The organism is Streptomyces sp. S.PNR 29 (assembly GCF_030386795.1).
Taxonomy (GTDB): Bacteria; Actinomycetota; Actinomycetes; order Streptomycetales; family Streptomycetaceae; genus Streptomyces.
Window position 1 is genome coordinate 248,134 of record NZ_JANUQM010000004.1, and the last position, 16,136, is coordinate 264,269.

At 71.5% G+C, this 16,136-nt stretch carries 14 protein-coding genes; 9 read left to right on the forward strand and 5 right to left on the reverse strand.

The window, feature by feature from the left end:
- Window positions 1-3: 3 nt before the first annotated feature.
- Window positions 4-849: a siderophore-interacting protein gene (locus NW895_RS13585; RefSeq protein ID WP_289935741.1), complete on the reverse strand. Its 846-nt coding sequence runs from the start codon at window positions 847-849 to the stop codon at window positions 4-6.
- Between the two features lie 161 nt (window positions 850-1,010).
- Window positions 1,011-1,940 carry a 5'-3' exonuclease gene (locus NW895_RS13590; protein ID WP_289936011.1) on the reverse strand — a complete coding sequence of 310 codons (930 nt, stop codon included), beginning with the start codon at window positions 1,938-1,940 and terminating at the stop codon, window positions 1,011-1,013.
- A 181-nt stretch (window positions 1,941-2,121) separates the two neighbouring features.
- Between NW895_RS13590 and NW895_RS13595 the strand changes: the two genes are divergently transcribed.
- From NW895_RS13595 to NW895_RS13615, 5 genes are all read left to right on the forward strand, one after another.
- Window positions 2,122-3,210: a betaine/proline/choline family ABC transporter ATP-binding protein gene (locus NW895_RS13595; RefSeq protein WP_289935742.1), complete on the forward strand. Its 1,089-nt coding sequence runs from the start codon at window positions 2,122-2,124 to the stop codon at window positions 3,208-3,210.
- Entirely contained in the window at window positions 3,203-5,818 is a 2,616-nt protein-coding gene (locus NW895_RS13600) for an ABC transporter permease/substrate binding protein (protein WP_289935743.1), read from the forward strand. The genes NW895_RS13595 and NW895_RS13600 overlap by 8 nt, the downstream gene beginning before the upstream one ends.
- A gap of 394 nt (window positions 5,819-6,212) precedes the next feature.
- Window positions 6,213-6,791 carry an XRE family transcriptional regulator gene (locus tag NW895_RS13605; protein WP_289935744.1) on the forward strand — a complete coding sequence of 193 codons (579 nt, stop codon included), beginning with the start codon at window positions 6,213-6,215 and terminating at the stop codon, window positions 6,789-6,791.
- A gap of 38 nt (window positions 6,792-6,829) precedes the next feature.
- Window positions 6,830-7,549 carry a helical backbone metal receptor gene (locus NW895_RS13610; protein ID WP_289935745.1) on the forward strand — a complete coding sequence of 240 codons (720 nt, stop codon included), beginning with the start codon at window positions 6,830-6,832 and terminating at the stop codon, window positions 7,547-7,549.
- A gap of 9 nt (window positions 7,550-7,558) precedes the next feature.
- The gene (locus tag NW895_RS13615; RefSeq protein ID WP_289935746.1) at window positions 7,559-8,494 is read left to right on the forward strand and encodes a LysR family transcriptional regulator; all 936 of its coding nucleotides are present in this window, start codon (window positions 7,559-7,561) and stop codon (window positions 8,492-8,494) included.
- A gap of 257 nt (window positions 8,495-8,751) precedes the next feature.
- On the opposite strand, the gene NW895_RS13620 is transcribed toward NW895_RS13615, so the two are convergent.
- Complete coding sequence (locus tag NW895_RS13620) at window positions 8,752-9,441, reverse strand: gamma-glutamyl-gamma-aminobutyrate hydrolase family protein (protein ID WP_289935747.1); 690 nt, start codon at window positions 9,439-9,441, stop codon at window positions 8,752-8,754.
- A gap of 76 nt (window positions 9,442-9,517) precedes the next feature.
- Window positions 9,518-10,252 carry an FCD domain-containing protein gene (locus tag NW895_RS13625; RefSeq protein WP_289935748.1) on the reverse strand — a complete coding sequence of 245 codons (735 nt, stop codon included), beginning with the start codon at window positions 10,250-10,252 and terminating at the stop codon, window positions 9,518-9,520.
- A gap of 93 nt (window positions 10,253-10,345) precedes the next feature.
- Between NW895_RS13625 and NW895_RS13630 the strand changes: the two genes are divergently transcribed.
- From NW895_RS13630 to NW895_RS13645, 4 genes are read left to right on the forward strand one after another with little or no spacing between them, the layout of a single operon-like run.
- The gene (locus NW895_RS13630) at window positions 10,346-11,710 is read left to right on the forward strand and encodes a glutamine synthetase family protein (protein ID WP_289935749.1); all 1,365 of its coding nucleotides are present in this window, start codon (window positions 10,346-10,348) and stop codon (window positions 11,708-11,710) included.
- Window positions 11,711-11,721: 11 nt separating this feature from the next.
- Window positions 11,722-13,125 (forward strand): aldehyde dehydrogenase family protein, encoded by a 1,404-nt coding sequence (locus tag NW895_RS13635; protein ID WP_289935750.1) that lies wholly within the window; start codon window positions 11,722-11,724, stop codon window positions 13,123-13,125.
- A complete protein-coding gene (locus tag NW895_RS13640) occupies window positions 13,122-13,913 on the forward strand; it encodes a 3-oxoacyl-ACP reductase (protein ID WP_289935751.1) in 792 nt (263 codons plus the stop codon). The genes NW895_RS13635 and NW895_RS13640 overlap by 4 nt, the downstream gene beginning before the upstream one ends.
- A gap of 27 nt (window positions 13,914-13,940) precedes the next feature.
- A complete protein-coding gene (locus NW895_RS13645; RefSeq protein WP_289936012.1) occupies window positions 13,941-14,825 on the forward strand; it encodes a DUF2510 domain-containing protein in 885 nt (294 codons plus the stop codon).
- 1 nt (window position 14,826) lies between these two features.
- Here NW895_RS13645 and NW895_RS13650 read toward each other — a convergent pair whose 3' ends face one another.
- Window positions 14,827-16,029, reverse strand: a complete 1,203-nt coding sequence (locus tag NW895_RS13650) for an amino acid deaminase/aldolase (protein WP_289935752.1) — start codon at window positions 16,027-16,029, stop codon at window positions 14,827-14,829.
- Window positions 16,030-16,136 lie beyond the last annotated feature (107 nt).

Consider the following 16,136-nt stretch of genomic DNA (forward strand, 5'->3'; position numbering starts at 1 on the left):
ACGTCAGGAAGGCGTGCCCACGCTCTCCTGCTCCGCCTCGATGCGGGCGTTCCACTCCCGCTTGGAGGCCTGCCAGCCGTCCTCGTTGTGGCCGAGCCGCCAGTAGCCGGAGATGGACAGGTCCTCGCGGGGGACCTGGTGCTCGACCCGCAGCAGCCGGCGCAGCTCCTTCACCCAGCCCGCCTCGCCGTGCACGAACGCGTGCACCCGGCCCTCAGGGAACTCAAGGCTCCGTACCGCTTCCACCAGCGCCTCGCCGATCGGCCGGTCGCCGCGGTGGAGCCAGACGACCTCCACGTCGGAGTCGATCTTCTGCTCCTCCTCCGGCCCGGACACCTCCACGAACGCATGCGCCCGGACGCCGTGCGGCAGCGCCTCCAGGGAGCGGGCGATCGCGGGCAGCGCGCTCTCGTCACCGACGAGCAGATGCCAGTCGGCGCTCGGATCGGGAGCGTACGCACCGCCGGGACCCATGAACCGCACGGTCTCGCCGGGCCGGGCCCGCAGCGCCCACGGTCCGGCCAGTCCCTCGTCGCCGTGGATCACGAAGTCCAGGGTCAGCTCGCGGTGCTCGGCATCCCAGTGGCGCACCGTGTACGTCCGGGTCACCGGCCACTGCTCGCGAGGGAACTCCTCACGGATCCGCTGCACGTCGAACGGCTCGGGGTAGGTCACGCCCTCCGCCGGGAACAGGAGCTTCACATAGTGGTCGGTGCAGGTGTCCGCCGTGAAGCCGGCGAGTCCCGCGCCGCCGAGTACCACGCGCTGCATGTGCGGGGTCAGCCGCTCGGTGCGGACCACCTGTGCGGAGTGGGGTTTCCGCGGCTGGCGTGCCGGTCGGTCTGCCATGAGGGCCTCCCTGCTCCCAAAAAGGTTAGGTTTACCTAAGTTAGCATCTCTCCCCTGCTTAACACCCCGCAGTTGAACGGTCCATGCATCACCCGTTCCGAATTTGACCTCCCTTTGGTGAAAAGGTGATTCACGGAGCTAAAGCATGGCTCAAGTGTTGCTCACGCCGTCAGCGTCGTCAGCAGCCGCGCCAGAGAGCCGCCCAGGCCCCATCGGGCCGCCAGCTCCTCCAGTGCCGCCGGGTCGCGCGGGGTGCGCGGCAGCATGGTGTCGACCTCGGGCAGCGGGACGTCGTCCGCGACCCGGACGACCTTCGGCGCGACCGCGAGGTAGGGCCGTGACTCGTCCAGGCGCCTGCGCTGCGACGGCGTGAGCTTCGCCTTCGGGTCGTCCACGGCGGCCAGGATCCCGGCCAGGTCGCCGAACTCGGCGAGCAGCTTGGCCGCCGTCTTCTCGCCGATGCCGGGCACGCCCGGCAGTCCGTCGCTCGGGTCGCCGCGCAGCAGCGCCAGATCCGCGTACCCGCTGCCGTCCACCCCGTACTTCTCGCGCAGCACCGCCTCGTCGGTGAGCGCGAGCGTGCCCACCCCCTTGAGCGGGTACAGCACGCGCACCCCGCGCGCGTCGTCGACGAGCTGGTACAGGTCGCGGTCGCCGGTGACGATGTCGACCGGGCCCCTGGCTCGCGCGGTGAACGTGCCGATCACGTCGTCCGCCTCGTACCCCGCCACTCCCACGCGCGCGATGCCGAGCGCGTCGAGGACGGCCTCGATGACCGGCACCTGCGGCGACAGCGTGTCGGGCACCTCCTCCTCGTCCGGCCCCGCCTCGTGCTCCTCGGCGACGCGGTGCGCCTTGTAGGAGGGGATCAGCTCCACCCGCCAGTGCGGGCGCCAGTCGGCGTCCATGCAGGCCACCAGGTGGTCGGGCCGGTGGTCCTTGACCAGGCGGTCGATGAAGTCCAGCAGTCCGCGCACGGCGTTCACCGGCGTGCCGTCCGGGGCCTTCATGGTCTCGGGGACGCCGAAGTAGGCGCGGAAGTAGAGGGAGGCGGTGTCGAGGAGCATCAGTCGTCCGGTCACGCCTCGCATCATGCCGCACGGCACGGACAGTCCCCTCGGCGTGGCAGTTGTAAATGCCTTGTGAACTGACCCACTCGTGCGTTTGTGCTCCCCGAACGAGGGCAGGGGCCGCTTCGGAGCGATGCCGGTTGCACATTCAACTTTGCGCCGCGTCGCTCCGCTCCGTTGCCGCCGAGATCAAGAGGTATGTGTGTCAGCAAGACTTGAGGCCGAACATCTCTACAAGGTGTTCGGCAGACGACCGGACGAGGCAGTGCAGCGGCTGAAACAGGGAGCCGACCGGGAGGAGCTGCGCGCCGACGGTACGACCGCAGCCGTGATCGACGCCTCCTTCACGGTGGAGCCCGGCCAGATCTTCGTCGTCATGGGCCTGTCCGGTTCCGGCAAGTCCACACTCCTGCGCATGCTCAACGGCCTGCTGGAGCCGACCGCGGGCCAGGTCCGCTTCGACGGCCAGGACCTCACCGCGCTCTCCGACCGCAACCTGCGCGAGGTCCGCGCGAAGAAGATCAGCATGGTCTTCCAGCACTTCGCGCTCTTCCCGCACCGCAGCGTCCTCGACAACGCCGCCTACGGCCTGTGCGTGCAGGGTGTGCCCCGCCCCGAGCGGGAGAAGCGCGCCGCCGAGGCGCTCGCCCTGTGCGGGCTGGAGGGCTGGGAGAAGTCCTGGCCCGACGAGCTGTCCGGCGGCATGCAGCAGCGCGTCGGCCTCGCCCGCGCCCTCGCCACCGACGCCGACCTGCTGCTGATGGACGAGTCGTTCAGCGCGCTCGACCCGCTGATCCGCCGCGACATGCAGGACCAGCTCCTCCAGCTCCAGCAGACCCTCAAGAAGACGATCGTCTTCATCACCCACGACCTGAACGAGGCCATGCGCCTGGGCGACGGCATCGCCGTCATGCGCGACGGCCGCATCGTGCAGACCGGCACCGCGGAGGACATCCTCCTCAGGCCCGCGAACGACTACGTCGCCTCCTTCACCAAGGACGTCGACCGCTCCCGCGTCCTGACCGCCGGCGCCGTCATGGACACCGACCTCCGCGGCGACGAGGCCGACTGCGGCTGCCCGACCGCGACGCCCGACACACCGTTCGCCGAACTCTGCGCGATCAGCGCCCGCCTGTCGCACCCGGTCGCCGTGGTGGACGCCGAACGCACGCTGGTCGGGGTCGTGCCCCGGCAGCGGCTCGTCGGCTTCCTCGGTGACGAGCGGGGCGCGCCCCAGACCTGCGACACCCCTCGCGACCAGGACGGGAAGCAGGTGACGCTCAATGCCTAGGATTCAGGTCGGCAACTGGGTGAACGACGCGGTCGACTGGCTGACCCAGCACATGGGCTGGCTGTTCGACTTCCTGCAGACCGTCTTCGTCGGCCTCTACGACGGGATCAACGCCGTCCTGCAGGCCCCGGAGCCGCTGCTCCTCGCGGGCATCTTCGCCGTCATCGCGTTCTGGCTGCGCGGCACCCTCGCCGGTGTCCTCACCTTCCTGGGATTCGCCTTCATCGACTCCCTGGAACTGTGGGAGGACGCGATGGTGACCCTGTCGCTGGTCCTCGTGGCCACCGTCATCGCGCTGGTCGTCTCGGTGCCGGTCGGCGTCTGGGCGGCGCGCTCGGACCGGGTCAGCAGCCTGGTGCGTCCGGTGCTCGACTTCATGCAGACGCTGCCCGCGATGATCTACCTGATCCCGGCGATCCTCTTCTTCGGCACCGGTGCCCCCGCCGGCATCGTCGCCACGCTGATCTTCGCCCTGGCGCCGGGCGTGCGCATGACGGAGCTGGGCATCCGGCAGGTCGACAAGGAACTGGTCGAGGCCGCCGAGGCCTTCGGCACCACCCCCCGCGACACCCTCCTGCGCGTCCAGCTCCCGCTGGCCCTGCCCACGGTCATGGCCGGCGTGAACCAGGTCATCATGCTCGGCCTGTCCATGGCCGCGATCGCCGGCATGGTCGGCACCGGCGGTCTCGGCGGCGATGTCAACGAGGCCATCGGGCAGCTCAACGTCGGCCTGGGGTCCGAGGCGGGCGTCGCCATCGTGATCCTCGCCATCTACCTGGACCGCATGACCAGCGCGCTGGGCACCCAGGTGTCGCCGCTCGGCCGCCGCGCCGCGGCCCGGCTGCGCGCCGCCCAGGGCCTGAAGATCTGGTCGTACCGGCCCCGCCCGGCCGTCGCCGTGGTCGGCGTCGTGGTGCTCGCCCTCGTGGCGGGCGGCATGGGTGTCTTCGGTGGTGGCGGCCAGGGCACGGCTGTGGCCGACGGCAAGGACGTCGGTCAGGGCAAGAAGGTGAGCATCGGCTACATCCCCTGGGACGAGGGCGTCGCCTCCACCTTCCTGTGGAAGGAGATCCTTCAGGAGCGCGGCTTCGAGGTGGAGACCAAGCAGTTCGAGGCAGGTCCGCTCTACACCTCCCTCGCCCAGGGCGACGTCGACTTCCAGACCGACGCCTGGCTGCCCACGACCCACGCCCAGTACTGGAAGAAGTACGGCAGCCGGCTCGACGACCTCGGCAGCTGGTACGGCCCCACGTCCCTGGAGCTGAGCGTGCCCAGCTACATGAAGGGCATCGACTCCCTGGCCGACCTCAAGGGCAAGGCCGCCACCTTCGGCGGAAAGATCACCGGCATCGAGTCCAGCGCCGGTGAGATGGCCCTGCTCAAGAGCAAGGTTCTCAAGGACTACGGCCTCGACAAGGAGTACGAGGTCGTGGACAGCTCCACGCCCGCGATGCTGGCCGAGCTGAAGCGCGCGTACGCCGAGAAGAAGCCGATCGTGGTCACGCTCTGGTCCCCGCACTGGGCGTACAACGACTACGACCTGAAGAAGCTCAAGGACCCGAAGGGCGCCTGGGGCAAGGGCGACGGCATCCACACGCTGGCCCGCAAGGGCTTCGCGCAGGACAACCCCGTTGTCGGTGAGTGGCTGAAGAACTTCCGGATGGACGAGAAGCAGCTCACCAGCCTCGAAGCGGAGATCAACAAGGCGGGCAAGGGCAAGCAGCAGGAGGCGGTCCGCGCCTGGCTGAAGCAGAACCCCGGTGTCGTCGACAAGCTCGCCCCGGTCAAGAACGCCACGGGCAGCACGCCCGCGGAGGCCAAGCGCCCCCTGGACGTGGCCTGGTTCCCCTGGGACGAGGACGTGGCCGTCACCTACCTGTGGAAGAACGTCCTGGAACGGCGCGGCTACCGGCTGAACCTGAAGCAGATGGACGTCGGCCCGGTCTACACCGGCCTCGCCTCCGGTGATCTCGACCTCAACTTCGACGCCTGGCTGCCCTACGCCCAGAAGAACTACTGGGACAGGAACAAGGACAGACTCAAGGACCTGGGCACCTGGTACCAGCCCACCTCGCTGGAGATCGCCGTCCCCTCGTACGTGAAGGGCGTCAGGTCGCTGGCGGACCTCAAGGGCAAGGCGGACACCTTCGACGGCAGGATCGTCGGCATCGAACCGGGCACCGGCGAGATGAACCTCCTCAAGACCAAGGTCCTGCCGGGGTACGGCCTCGACAAGGAGTACAAGGTCGTCGACGGCTCCACGCCCGCGATGCTGGCCGAGCTGAAGCGCGCCTACGCCGAGAAGAAGCCGATCGCCGTGGTCCTGTGGTCGCCGCACTGGGCGTACAGCGAGTACCACCTGACCAAGCTGAAGGACCCCGAGAAGCTCTTCGGCGAGGGCAACACGATCCGCACGATCTCCAACGAGGACTTCCCCGGGCAGTACCCGCAGCTCACGAAGTGGATCAAGAACTTCCATATGAGCGAGGAGGAGCTGGGCAGCCTGGAGAGCGAGATCAAGGACCGAGGCCAGGGGCACGAGGAGGAGGCCGTCGCGGCCTGGCTCCAGGAGCACCCGGACATGGTGGGTCGTATGACCCCCCAGTGACCGGTCGTACGAGGGGTGGGCTCCGCCGCAGTGGTGGCGGAGCCCACCCCTTGTCATCCCGGCATGGCCCCCCGCCCGCAAAAAAGGATCCGGCCAACCACGCAGCGCTACCTTTCAGGCCCGGGACAGGAACGGGAACACCCGGGACCTCCCACGCATTGAACCGAACGGCGGTTGCCGGGACGCACGCGGCAGACGAGCACCGAGCCCGGGGAGATGATCGACTGGCGCGAAGTGTGAGGTCGGGCCCGGCACGACGTCACGTCGATGTGACGGGCGCATGAAACGGTTTGCCGAACATGCGTAGGGTGCAGAGAACTCGTCAGGACCCCTGAGACGGACAGCGCCCGGGTGCACGGGCGGCGGAGCGACAGCGAAGGAGGGAGCCGGAGCGATGGGCGACCACAAAGAGCAGCCCCTTCGGGTGGGCGCGGCCGTGCGACGGCGGCGCCGGGCGCTGGAGCTCACCCTCGCCGTCGTGGCCGAGCGCAGCGGCCTGTCCGTGCCCTTCCTGAGCCAGATCGAGAACGAGCGCGCGCGGCCCAGCAGAAGCTCCCTGGAGAAGGTGGCCGACGCACTGCGCACCACCGCCGTGGAGCTCCTCGCCGCGGCCGACCCCGCGTGCAGCGTGGACGTCGTCCGCGCCGAGGGCCTCGAACCGCTGCCGGCGCCGCACGTGCGCTCCCTGGTACGCGGACATCACCAGATGCACGCCTCGGAGTTCACCGGCGACCATGACCCCGGCCGTGAATTCCAGTACCGCAACGACCAGTTGATGTACGTCGCCGACGGTGTGGTGGAGGTCGAGGCCGAGGGCCGCGCCTACCGGCTCGGACGCGGCGACACGCTGTATCTGACGGGCGGGGTGCGCCACCGCTGGCGGGCCACGGAGTCGGACACCCGCGTGCTCGTCGTCGCCGTGGCGGAGCACATCGAGGCGGTCCGGGACCGGCCGCGCGGTGAGGGCAGGTGAGGACAGGTGAGGACAGGTGAGGACACGGTGAGCGCCTGGTGAGAGTCGTCTCGCTGGTTCCGTCGCTGACGGAGGCGGTGGCGGCGTCGGTCCCCGGCGCTCTGGTCGGCGCCACCGACTGGTGCACCCATCCGGCCGGACTGGACGTCGCCCGGATCGGCGGTACGAAGAACCCGAAGCTCGACCGCGTCCTCTCCCTCGACCCCGATCTGGTGATCGCCAACGAGGAGGAGAACCGCGCCCCCGACCTCGCGGCCCTGCGTGCGGCGGGCGTCGAGGTGCTGGTCACCGAGGTGCGGGACGTGCCGGGGGCGTTCCGGGAACTGGCCCGGGTGCTGGACGCCTGCGGCGCCGCGGAACGGCCGCGGTGGCTGGCGGAGGCGGAGAAGACCTGGTCGCGGCTGCCGGTCCCGAAGCGCCGTACCACAGCGGTCGTGCCGATCTGGCGCCGGCCGTGGATGGTGCTGGGCCGGGACACCTTCGCGGGTGACGTGCTGGCCCGCCTGGGCGTCGACCATCTGTACGCGGCCCACGCCGAGCGCTATCCGAAGATCCCCGTCGAGGAGCTGCGGGCGGCGGGACCGGACCTCGTGGTCCTCCCCGACGAGCCCTACCGCTTCACCGCCGACGACGGCCCGGAGGCCTTCTGCGGCCTGCCCTGCGCGCTGGTCAGCGGGCGGCACCTCACCTGGTACGGGCCGACGCTGGCGGAAGCTCCACGGGTGCTGGGCGAGGCCCTGCGAGCAGCTCGGACATAAGCTGGGGTTATGAGCAATGTGGAGGGGCAGGAGGACTCCCGGGTGGTGTCCGCCGGTTCGCTGGCGCACCGGGTGCCGGATCTCGGGGCGCTGGAGCTGCTGCTGGCGGTGGCGCGGCTGGGGAGTCTCGGCGGGGCCGCGCGGGAGGTCGGCATCTCCCAGCCGGCGGCCAGCAGCCGGATCCGCTCCATGGAACGGCAACTGGGGGTCGCCCTCGTGGACCGGTCGCCGCGCGGCTCCCGGCTCACCGACGCCGGTGCGCTGGTCACGGACTGGGCGCGGCGGATCGTCGAGGCGGCCGAGGCCTTCGACGCGGGAGCGCAGGCGTTGCGGGACCGGAGGGACTCGCGGCTGCGGGTGGCGGCGAGCATGACGATCGCCGAGTATCTGCTGCCGGGCTGGCTGCTCGCCCTGCGCGCCCAGCGGCCCGACACGGCGGTGTCGCTGCTCGCCGGGAACTCGGCGGCGGTCGCGGAGCGGCTGCTGTCCGACGAGGCGGACCTGGGGTTCGTGGAGGGGGTGAGCGTGCCGCCCGGGCTGGACTCCGCGGTCATCGCGCACGACCGCCTGATAGTGGTGACGGCACCCGACCACCCCTGGGCCCGCCGCCGGAGCCCCCTCGCGGCGGAGGAACTGGCGGTGACCCCGCTCATCCTCCGGGAGAAGGGCTCCGGCACACGGCAGGTTCTGGACGCGGCGCTGGGCGGACTGGCCCGGCCGCTGATCGAGCTGTCCTCGACGACGGCGGTGAAGGCGGCCGCGGTGAGCGGGGCCGGCCCGGCTGTCCTCAGCGAACTCGCGGTGGGGGAGGAGCTGGCGATGCGGCGACTGGTACGGGTACCGGTGGAGGACGTCGCGCTGGCGCGGGACCTGCGGGCGGTGTGGCCGACGGGGCATCGGCCTACCGGCCCGGCGCGGGATCTGCTGTCGCTGACGCGGGGCTAGGAAGGCGACGCGGGGCCAGGACGGCGTTTCCTCGCCCCCGCCGCCCCTACCCGTCCCACCCCGGGGCGCTGCCCCGGAGCGTTCGGGGCGGGGGTCGGGTGGGTGGAGTCTCTGGTGGGCGGAGGGGGTGGAGCCCTTGGGGGGCGAAGGTGCGGAGCCCGAGACGGGCGGTCCAAGGGGCGGAGCCCCTGGCGGGGTCGAAGGGCCTGAGCCCCTGGGGGTGGGACGGGCGGGGGCGAGGGGCTTCCCGCCCTGCCTCAGTGCGTCGCCGCTTCCACCAGCGCCCGCATCACCCGCACGTCCTCCCCCATCTCCGGATGCCACTGCACCCCCAGTACCCATCCCTGCCCACCCGGCAGTTCCACCGCCTCCACGGTCCCGTCCGCCGCGTGCGCCGAGGGGACGAGGCCGGTGCCGAGGCGGTCCACCGCCTGGTGGTGGTAGGTCGGGACGGACGTCTCCTCCGGGACGGCAGCGGCGTACAGCGTGCCCGGCACCGGCTTGACGGGGTGGCGGCCGAAGACGCCCTTCACCTCCGCGTGGCCCTCGATGTGCTGGACGAGCGTGCCGCCGAGGGCGACGTTCAGCAGCTGCATGCCCCGGCAGATGCCCAGCAAGGGCACGCCCGCGGCCAGAGCCGCCTCGATCAGAGCCAGTTCCCACGCGTCCCGGGCCCGGGCCGGCGGACCCGTGCGTGGATCGGGCTCGGCGCCGTAGCGCACCGGCTCCACGTCCGGGCCGCCCGCGATCACCAGTCCGTCCAGGCGGCCCACCACCGCGGCGGCCCGCTCGGGGGCGTCCGGCGGCAGCATCGCGGCCAGGCCACCCGCCCGCTGCACCAGCCGCGGGTATCCGGCCGGCAGCAGCGCCGCCTCCAGCTCCCACACGCCCCAGCGCGCCCCGGACTCCAGGTACGTACTGACGCCGATCAGCGGTCGTCCGGTCACATCGCCCTCCATGACCCGCAATGGTGTAACGGTATACCTTTGCGGTTCCGCTCGCCGTACGGCAACCCGGCGCCCGTCAGGCCAGGAACCCCCGCAGCAGCGCCGCCGTCCCCGCACAGTGCTCCCGCATCATCTCCCGCGCCCCGTCGGCGTCCCCGTCGAGCACCGCGTCGACCAGCGCGGTGTGCTGCCGCTGCGAGTGCTCCAGGTTGCGGACCAGGAGCGGTATGCAGTCCAGCAGGTCGTTCACCGTCGCCCGCACCGCCGCGTACTGCGCGGTCAGCGACGGCGACCCGCACAGCTCCGCCAGCGTGAGGTGCAGCATCGTGTCCAGGCGACGGTACTCGGTCAGCGGCGCGTCCCGCGTGGCCGCCAACGCCTCCCGCAGCCGCCCCGCCTGTTCCGCGCCGAGCCCGTGCGTCGCGCACAGCCCGGCCGCGCCCACCTCCAGCACCTCGCGGAAACGCAGCACGTCCTCGATGTCGACCTCGGCGATCCGCCGCCGCAGCTCGTCCTCGCCGCCCCCGTCCGCGCGCGGCAGCACGAACGTTCCGCCGTACCGCCCGCGCCGCGCCTCGATCAGCCCCTGCTCCTGCAGCACCTTCAGCACCTCGCGCAGCGTCACCCGGCTGATCCCGAGCCGCTCCGCCAGCTCCCGCTCCGCCGGCAGCCGCTCGCCCCCCGGCACCAGACCCAGCCGTACGACCTGCAGGATCTGCTCCAGCGCCTCCTCGAAGCCGTTACCGGCCCGCACCGGCCGCAGTACCGGCGTCAGACGGTCCTCCACCGATCCGCCGGCTTCCTCAGGCATATGGCCGTGCCCCCTTCCCAAGCAAAGGTTCTCAGCAATACCTTATGGCCACCGGCCGCCCCCGGCTGACCGAAAGCCCGAAGGAGGCTCTCCGTGGCAGACCGCACACCCCCGCTCAGTGTCGAGGAGCTGCACGCCCTCGTCGCGGGCGGTGAGATCGACACTGTCGTCCTGGCCTTCCCGGACATGCAGGGACGGCTCCAGGGCAAGCGGTTCGCCGCCCGCTTCTTCCTCGACGAGGTACTCCAGCACGGCACCGAGGGCTGCAACTACCTCCTCGCCGTCGACGCCGAGATGAACACCGTCGACGGGTACGCCATGTCGTCCTGGGACCGCGGCTACGGCGACTTCGCCATGCACCCGGACCTGAGCACCCTGCGCCGCGTGCCCTGGAACGAGGGCACGGTCATGCTCATCGCCGACCTCGCCTGGAACGACGGCTCCCCGGTTCAGGCCGCCCCCCGCCAGATCCTGCGCCGCCAGCTGGAGCGCCTCGCCGAGCACGGTTACACCGCCCAGGTCGGCACGGAGCTGGAGTTCATCGTCTTCAAGGACACCTACGAGCAGGCCTGGGACGCGAACTACCGAGGGCTGACGCCGGCCAACCAGTACAACATCGACTACTCGGTGCTCGGCACCGGACGGATCGAACCGCTGCTGCGCCGGATCCGCAACGAGATGGCCGGCGCCGGCCTCACCGTCGAGTCCGCCAAGGGCGAGTGCAACCCCGGCCAGCACGAGATCGCCTTCCGTTACGACGAGGCCCTGGTCACCTGCGACCAGCACGCGATCTACAAGACCGGCGCCAAGGAGATCGCCGCCCAGGAGGGCGTGTCCCTCACCTTCATGGCGAAGTACAACGAGCGCGAGGGCAACTCCTGCCACATCCACCTCTCCCTCGCGGACGCCGACGGCGCCAACGCCATGGCCGGAGACCTGGAGGGCGGCATGTCGGACGTCATGCGCCACTTCCTCGCCGGACAGCTCGCCGCACTGCGCGACTTCTCCCTGCTCTACGCCCCCAACATCAACTCCTACAAGCGGTTCCAGCCCGGCTCCTTCGCGCCGACCGCCGTCGCCTGGGGCTACGACAACCGCACCTGCGCCCTCCGTGTGGTCGGCCACGGCCGCTCCCTGCGCTTCGAGAACCGGCTCCCCGGCGGCGACGTCAATCCGCACCTCGCCGTGGCGGGCCTGGTGGCGGCCGGCCTGTACGGCATCGAGCAGAAGCTCCAGCTGCCCGAGCCGTGCCCCGGCAACGCCTACGCCGCCGACTTCGAGCACGTCCCGACCACCCTGCGCGAGGCCGCCGAGCTCTGGGAGAACAGCGCGATCGCCAAGGCCGCCTTCGGTGACGAGGTCGTCGCGCACTACCGCAACATGGCACGCGTCGAACTGGACGCCTTCGACGCCGCGGTCACCGACTGGGAGCTGCGCCGCTCCTTCGAACGCATGTGAGAGGTTCCCCCTTGTCGCACGAGTTGTCGCACGAGTTGTCGCACGAGCATGAGCTCCAGGTACTGAACCCCGCCACCGAAGAGGTCGTCGCCACCGTCCCGGCGGCCTCCGCGGCCGACGTCGACGCGGCCGTCGTACGAGCCGCGCGGGCGCAGGCGTCGTGGGCGGCCCTCGCACCGGCCGACCGGGCCCGGCTGCTGCGGCGCTTCGCCGTCGCCGTCGACGCACACCTCGAAGAACTCGCCCGCCTGGAGGTGCGGGAAGCCGGACACACCCTCGGCAACGCCCGCTGGGAGGCGGGCAACGTCCGCGATCTGCTCGACTACGCGGCCGGGGGAGTGGAGCGGCTGACCGGCCGGCAGATCCCCGTCCCGGGCGGCCTCGACGTCACGATCCTCGAACCGCTGGGCGTCGTCGGCGTCATCGCGCCCTGGAACTTCCCGATGCCGATCGCGGCCTGGGGCACGGCCCCCGCGCTCGCGGCGGGCAACGCGGTCATCCTCAAGCCCGCCGAGACGACCCCGCTGACGGCGCTCCGCCTCGCCGAACTCGCCCTGGAGGCGGGTCTGCCCGAGGGCCTGTTCCAGGTCCTGCCCGGCCACGGGCCCGTCGCGGGCAACGCGCTCGTCGAGCACCCCGGCGTCGCCAAGATCGTGTTCACGGGCTCGACAGCCGTGGGCAAACAGGTGCTGGCGAAGGGCTCGCAGCTCCTCAAGCGCGTCACCTTGGAACTCGGCGGCAAGAGCCCCAACATCGTCTTCGCCGACGCGGACCTGGAGGCCGCCGCGGCCGCCGCCCCCATGTCCTTCCTGGACAACTCCGGCCAGGACTGCTGCGCCCGCACCCGCATCCTCGTCCAGCGCTGCGCCTACGACCGCTTCCTCGACCTCCTCGCCCCGGCGATCGAGTCGGTCCTCGTCGGCGACCCGGCCGACGAGAAGACGGACATGGGCCCACTGATCTCCGACGCCCAGCTGGAGCGCGTCCGTTCGTACGTCCCGGAAGGCGCCGAAGGCATCCGCGGCAAGGCCCCCGAGGGCCCCGGCTTCTGGTTCCCGCCCACCGTCCTCACCGGCGTCGACCCGCACGCGCGCGTGGCCGTCGAGGAGGTCTTCGGACCCGTCGCCGTCGTGCTGCCCTTCGAGGACGAGGCGGAGGCCGTGACGCTCGCCAACGCCACCGACTACGGCCTGTCCGGCTCCATCTGGACCCGGGACGTCGGCCGCGCCCTGCGCGTCTCCCAGGCCGTCCGCGCGGGCAACCTGTCCGTCAACTCACACTCCAGCGTCCGCTACTGGACCCCCTTCGGCGGCTTCAAGCAGTCCGGCATCGGCCGTGAGCTCGGCCCGGACGCCCTGGCCGCCTTCACCGAAACCAAGAACGTCTTCATCAGCACGGAGGGCCCCGCACAGTGAGCGCAGCGACCGAGGACATCATCTGCCGCCGTCTGGTCGGCCGTACCGCCGTCGTCACCGGAGCCGGCAGCGGCATCGGCCTCGCCACCGCCCGCCGGCTCGCCTCCGAGGGCGCGAAGGTCGTCTGCGGCGACGTCGACGAGACCCGCGGCAAGGCGGCGGCCGAGGAGGTCGGCGGAACCTTCGTGAAGGTCGACGTCACCGACCCCGAGCAGGTCGAGGCCCTGTTCCGGACCGCCTACGACACCTACGGCAGCGTCGACATCGCCTTCAACAACGCGGGCATCTCCCCGCCCGACGACGACTCCATCCTGGAGACCGGCCTGGAGGCCTGGAAGCGGGTCCAGGAGGTCAACCTCACCTCCGTCTACCTGTGCTGCAAGGCCGCCATCCCCTACATGCGGCGCCAGGGCAAGGGCTCCATCATCAACACGGCGTCGTTCGTGGCCCGGATGGGAGCGGCCACCAGCCAGATCTCCTACACCGCCTCCAAGGGCGGTGTGCTCGCCATGTCCCGCGAACTCGGCGTCCAGTTCGCGCGGGAGGGCATCCGCGTGAACGCCCTGTGCCCCGGACCGGTCAACACCCCCCTGTTGCAGGAGCTGTTCGCGAAGGACCCCGAGCGGGCGGCCCGTCGCCTGGTCCACATCCCGCTCGGCCGGTTCGCCGAGGCCGAGGAGATCGCCGCCGCCGTCGCCTTCCTCGCCAGCGACGACTCCTCCTTCGTCAACGCCACCGACTTCCTGGTCGACGGAGGAATCTCGGGGGCGTACGTCACTCCGCTGTAAGACCCGTCCTACAGTGCCGGGATGAGCATGACGCCGCCGCCCGGCTGGTACCGCGACCCGTCGGCCCCGCACCTGGAACGCTGGTGGGACGGCACCGCCTGGAGCGAGCACCGGCGTGCACCCGGGACGACCGCGCAGCCGCCGGCCACGGGTGGCGGCACCGGCCGCGTGAAGGTCGTCGCCCTCGCCGCCGCCGGTGCCGTGCTCGCCGCCGCGATCGCCACGGGCACCGTCGTCCTCGGCGGGGACGACGGCGGTACGGAGGCGAAGACCCCGCCGACGGCCGTGGGTTCCACCGCCGTGCCCCCGAGCGCCCCACCGTCCGCCTCGGAGCCGTCCGCCGACGACCCGGCCGTCGTCGAGGACCAGCTCAACGGCATCACGTTCCCGCTGCTCGACGGCTGGGTCAGGCCGCAGTACATCGCCGACGACGACGTCATGATGACCACGGACGGCACGTACGACTGCCCCGGCGACCCCGGAGTGTGCCGGCGCGGCCAGGTGATCTCGCGCACGGTGACGGTGAACGACGAGACGTCCCCCGAGGTCCTCGCCAAGGAGGACATCTCCGATGCGGCCGACGCGGCCTACGACCGCGACCGGGCCGGCAAGCGCCCCTTCGGCGGCATCGAGTCCCACCGGCTGGTCGAGTCGGGGCCGGTCGCGGTCGCCGGACGCGCCGGGTACTTCGTGCGCTGGCGCGTCGAGACCGCCGAGGGCCCCGGCGGCTATGTGCAGTCGCTCGTCTTCCCGTCCACCGTCGGCACCGAGTCCCCGGTCCTCGTCCGTTTCGTCTTCGACGCGGGCGAGGACGGACCGCCGCTCGCCGACATGGACCGGATCACCAAGGGCATCCGGCCGGTCGGCGACGCCGGCACGGGCGGCGGCGTGGGCAGCAGCATCGGCCCCTGACCTACAGGAAGGTGCGGCCCTCGCCCCGGTACGTCGGCACGGTCGCCGTCACCGCGTCCCCCTCGACCAGGTGCAGCGCGTCGAACCGCTCGCACAGCTCACCGGCCTTGGCGTGCCGGAACCACACCTTGTCGCCGATCAGGAGATCGTCGGCGGGCGAGCCGAGCAGCGGCGTCTGCACCTCGCCGGCGCCCTCCTGGGGGTCGTACCGCAGCCCTTCCGGCAGATACGGCACCGGAAGCCGGTCGGCCCCGGCCGCACCCGAGGCGGGATACCCGCCGCCGAGCACCGTCACGACGCCCACCCCGGGCCGCCGTACGACGGGCTGGGCGAACAGCGCCGCCGGACGCCCGCTGAACGACGTGTAGTTGTCGAACAGCCGCGGCACGTACAACCCCGATCCGGCGGCGATCTCGGTGACCGCGTCCTCCGCGGCCGTGTGCTGCACACTGCCCGTGCCGCCGCCGTTGACGAACTCCAGGTCCGGCACCACGGCCCGCACGGCCCGCACCACCTCGGCCCGCCGCTCGGCCAGCTCCCGGCGGGCGGTGGCCTGCATCAGCCGGACGGCACGCGAGCGCAGCGGACGTCCGGCCACCGCGTCCCCGACACCGGCGATGTGCCCCTCGTACGCCATGATCCCCACGACCCTGAACCCCGGCCGCCGGGCCACCACACGGGCCAGGTCGGCGACCTGGGCGGGGGAGTGCAGCGGCGACCGCCGGGCCCCGACCCGCACACGCCCCCCGAGCAGCTTGAGCGACGTGTCCAACTCCAGGCACACCCGGACGACTTCACGTCCGCCGTCCCGCGCCTCGTCGATGAGCCGCAGCTGCGCGGGGTCGTCGATCATCACGGTCACGGCGGCGGCCAGCTTCGGATCACTCGCCAGCTCGGCGTACCCGGCACGGTCGGCCGAGGGATAGGCGAGCAGGACGTCGTCGAAACCGGAGCGTGCCAGCCACAGGGACTCGGCCAGGGTGAAGGACATGATGCCCGCGAAGCCCTCCCGCGCCAGGACCCGTTCGAGCAGGGCCCGGCACCGTACGGACTTGCTGGCCACCCGGATCGGCTTCCCCCCGGCCCGGCGGACCAGATCGTCCGCGTTGGCGTCGAAGGCGTCCAGGTCCACGATCGCAACGGGGGCGTCGAGATGGGCGGTGGCCCGGTCGTAACGGGCCCGGTCGGCGGCGCGCGCAGTCATGAACGCAGCCTGCCAGACAGGATTACCGCAGGGTAGGGGGACGTTCCGGGCCAAAGCCCCGTCAGGCGTGTACGGGTTCCCCTTCTGACAGGGGCAAGCCGTAGAGT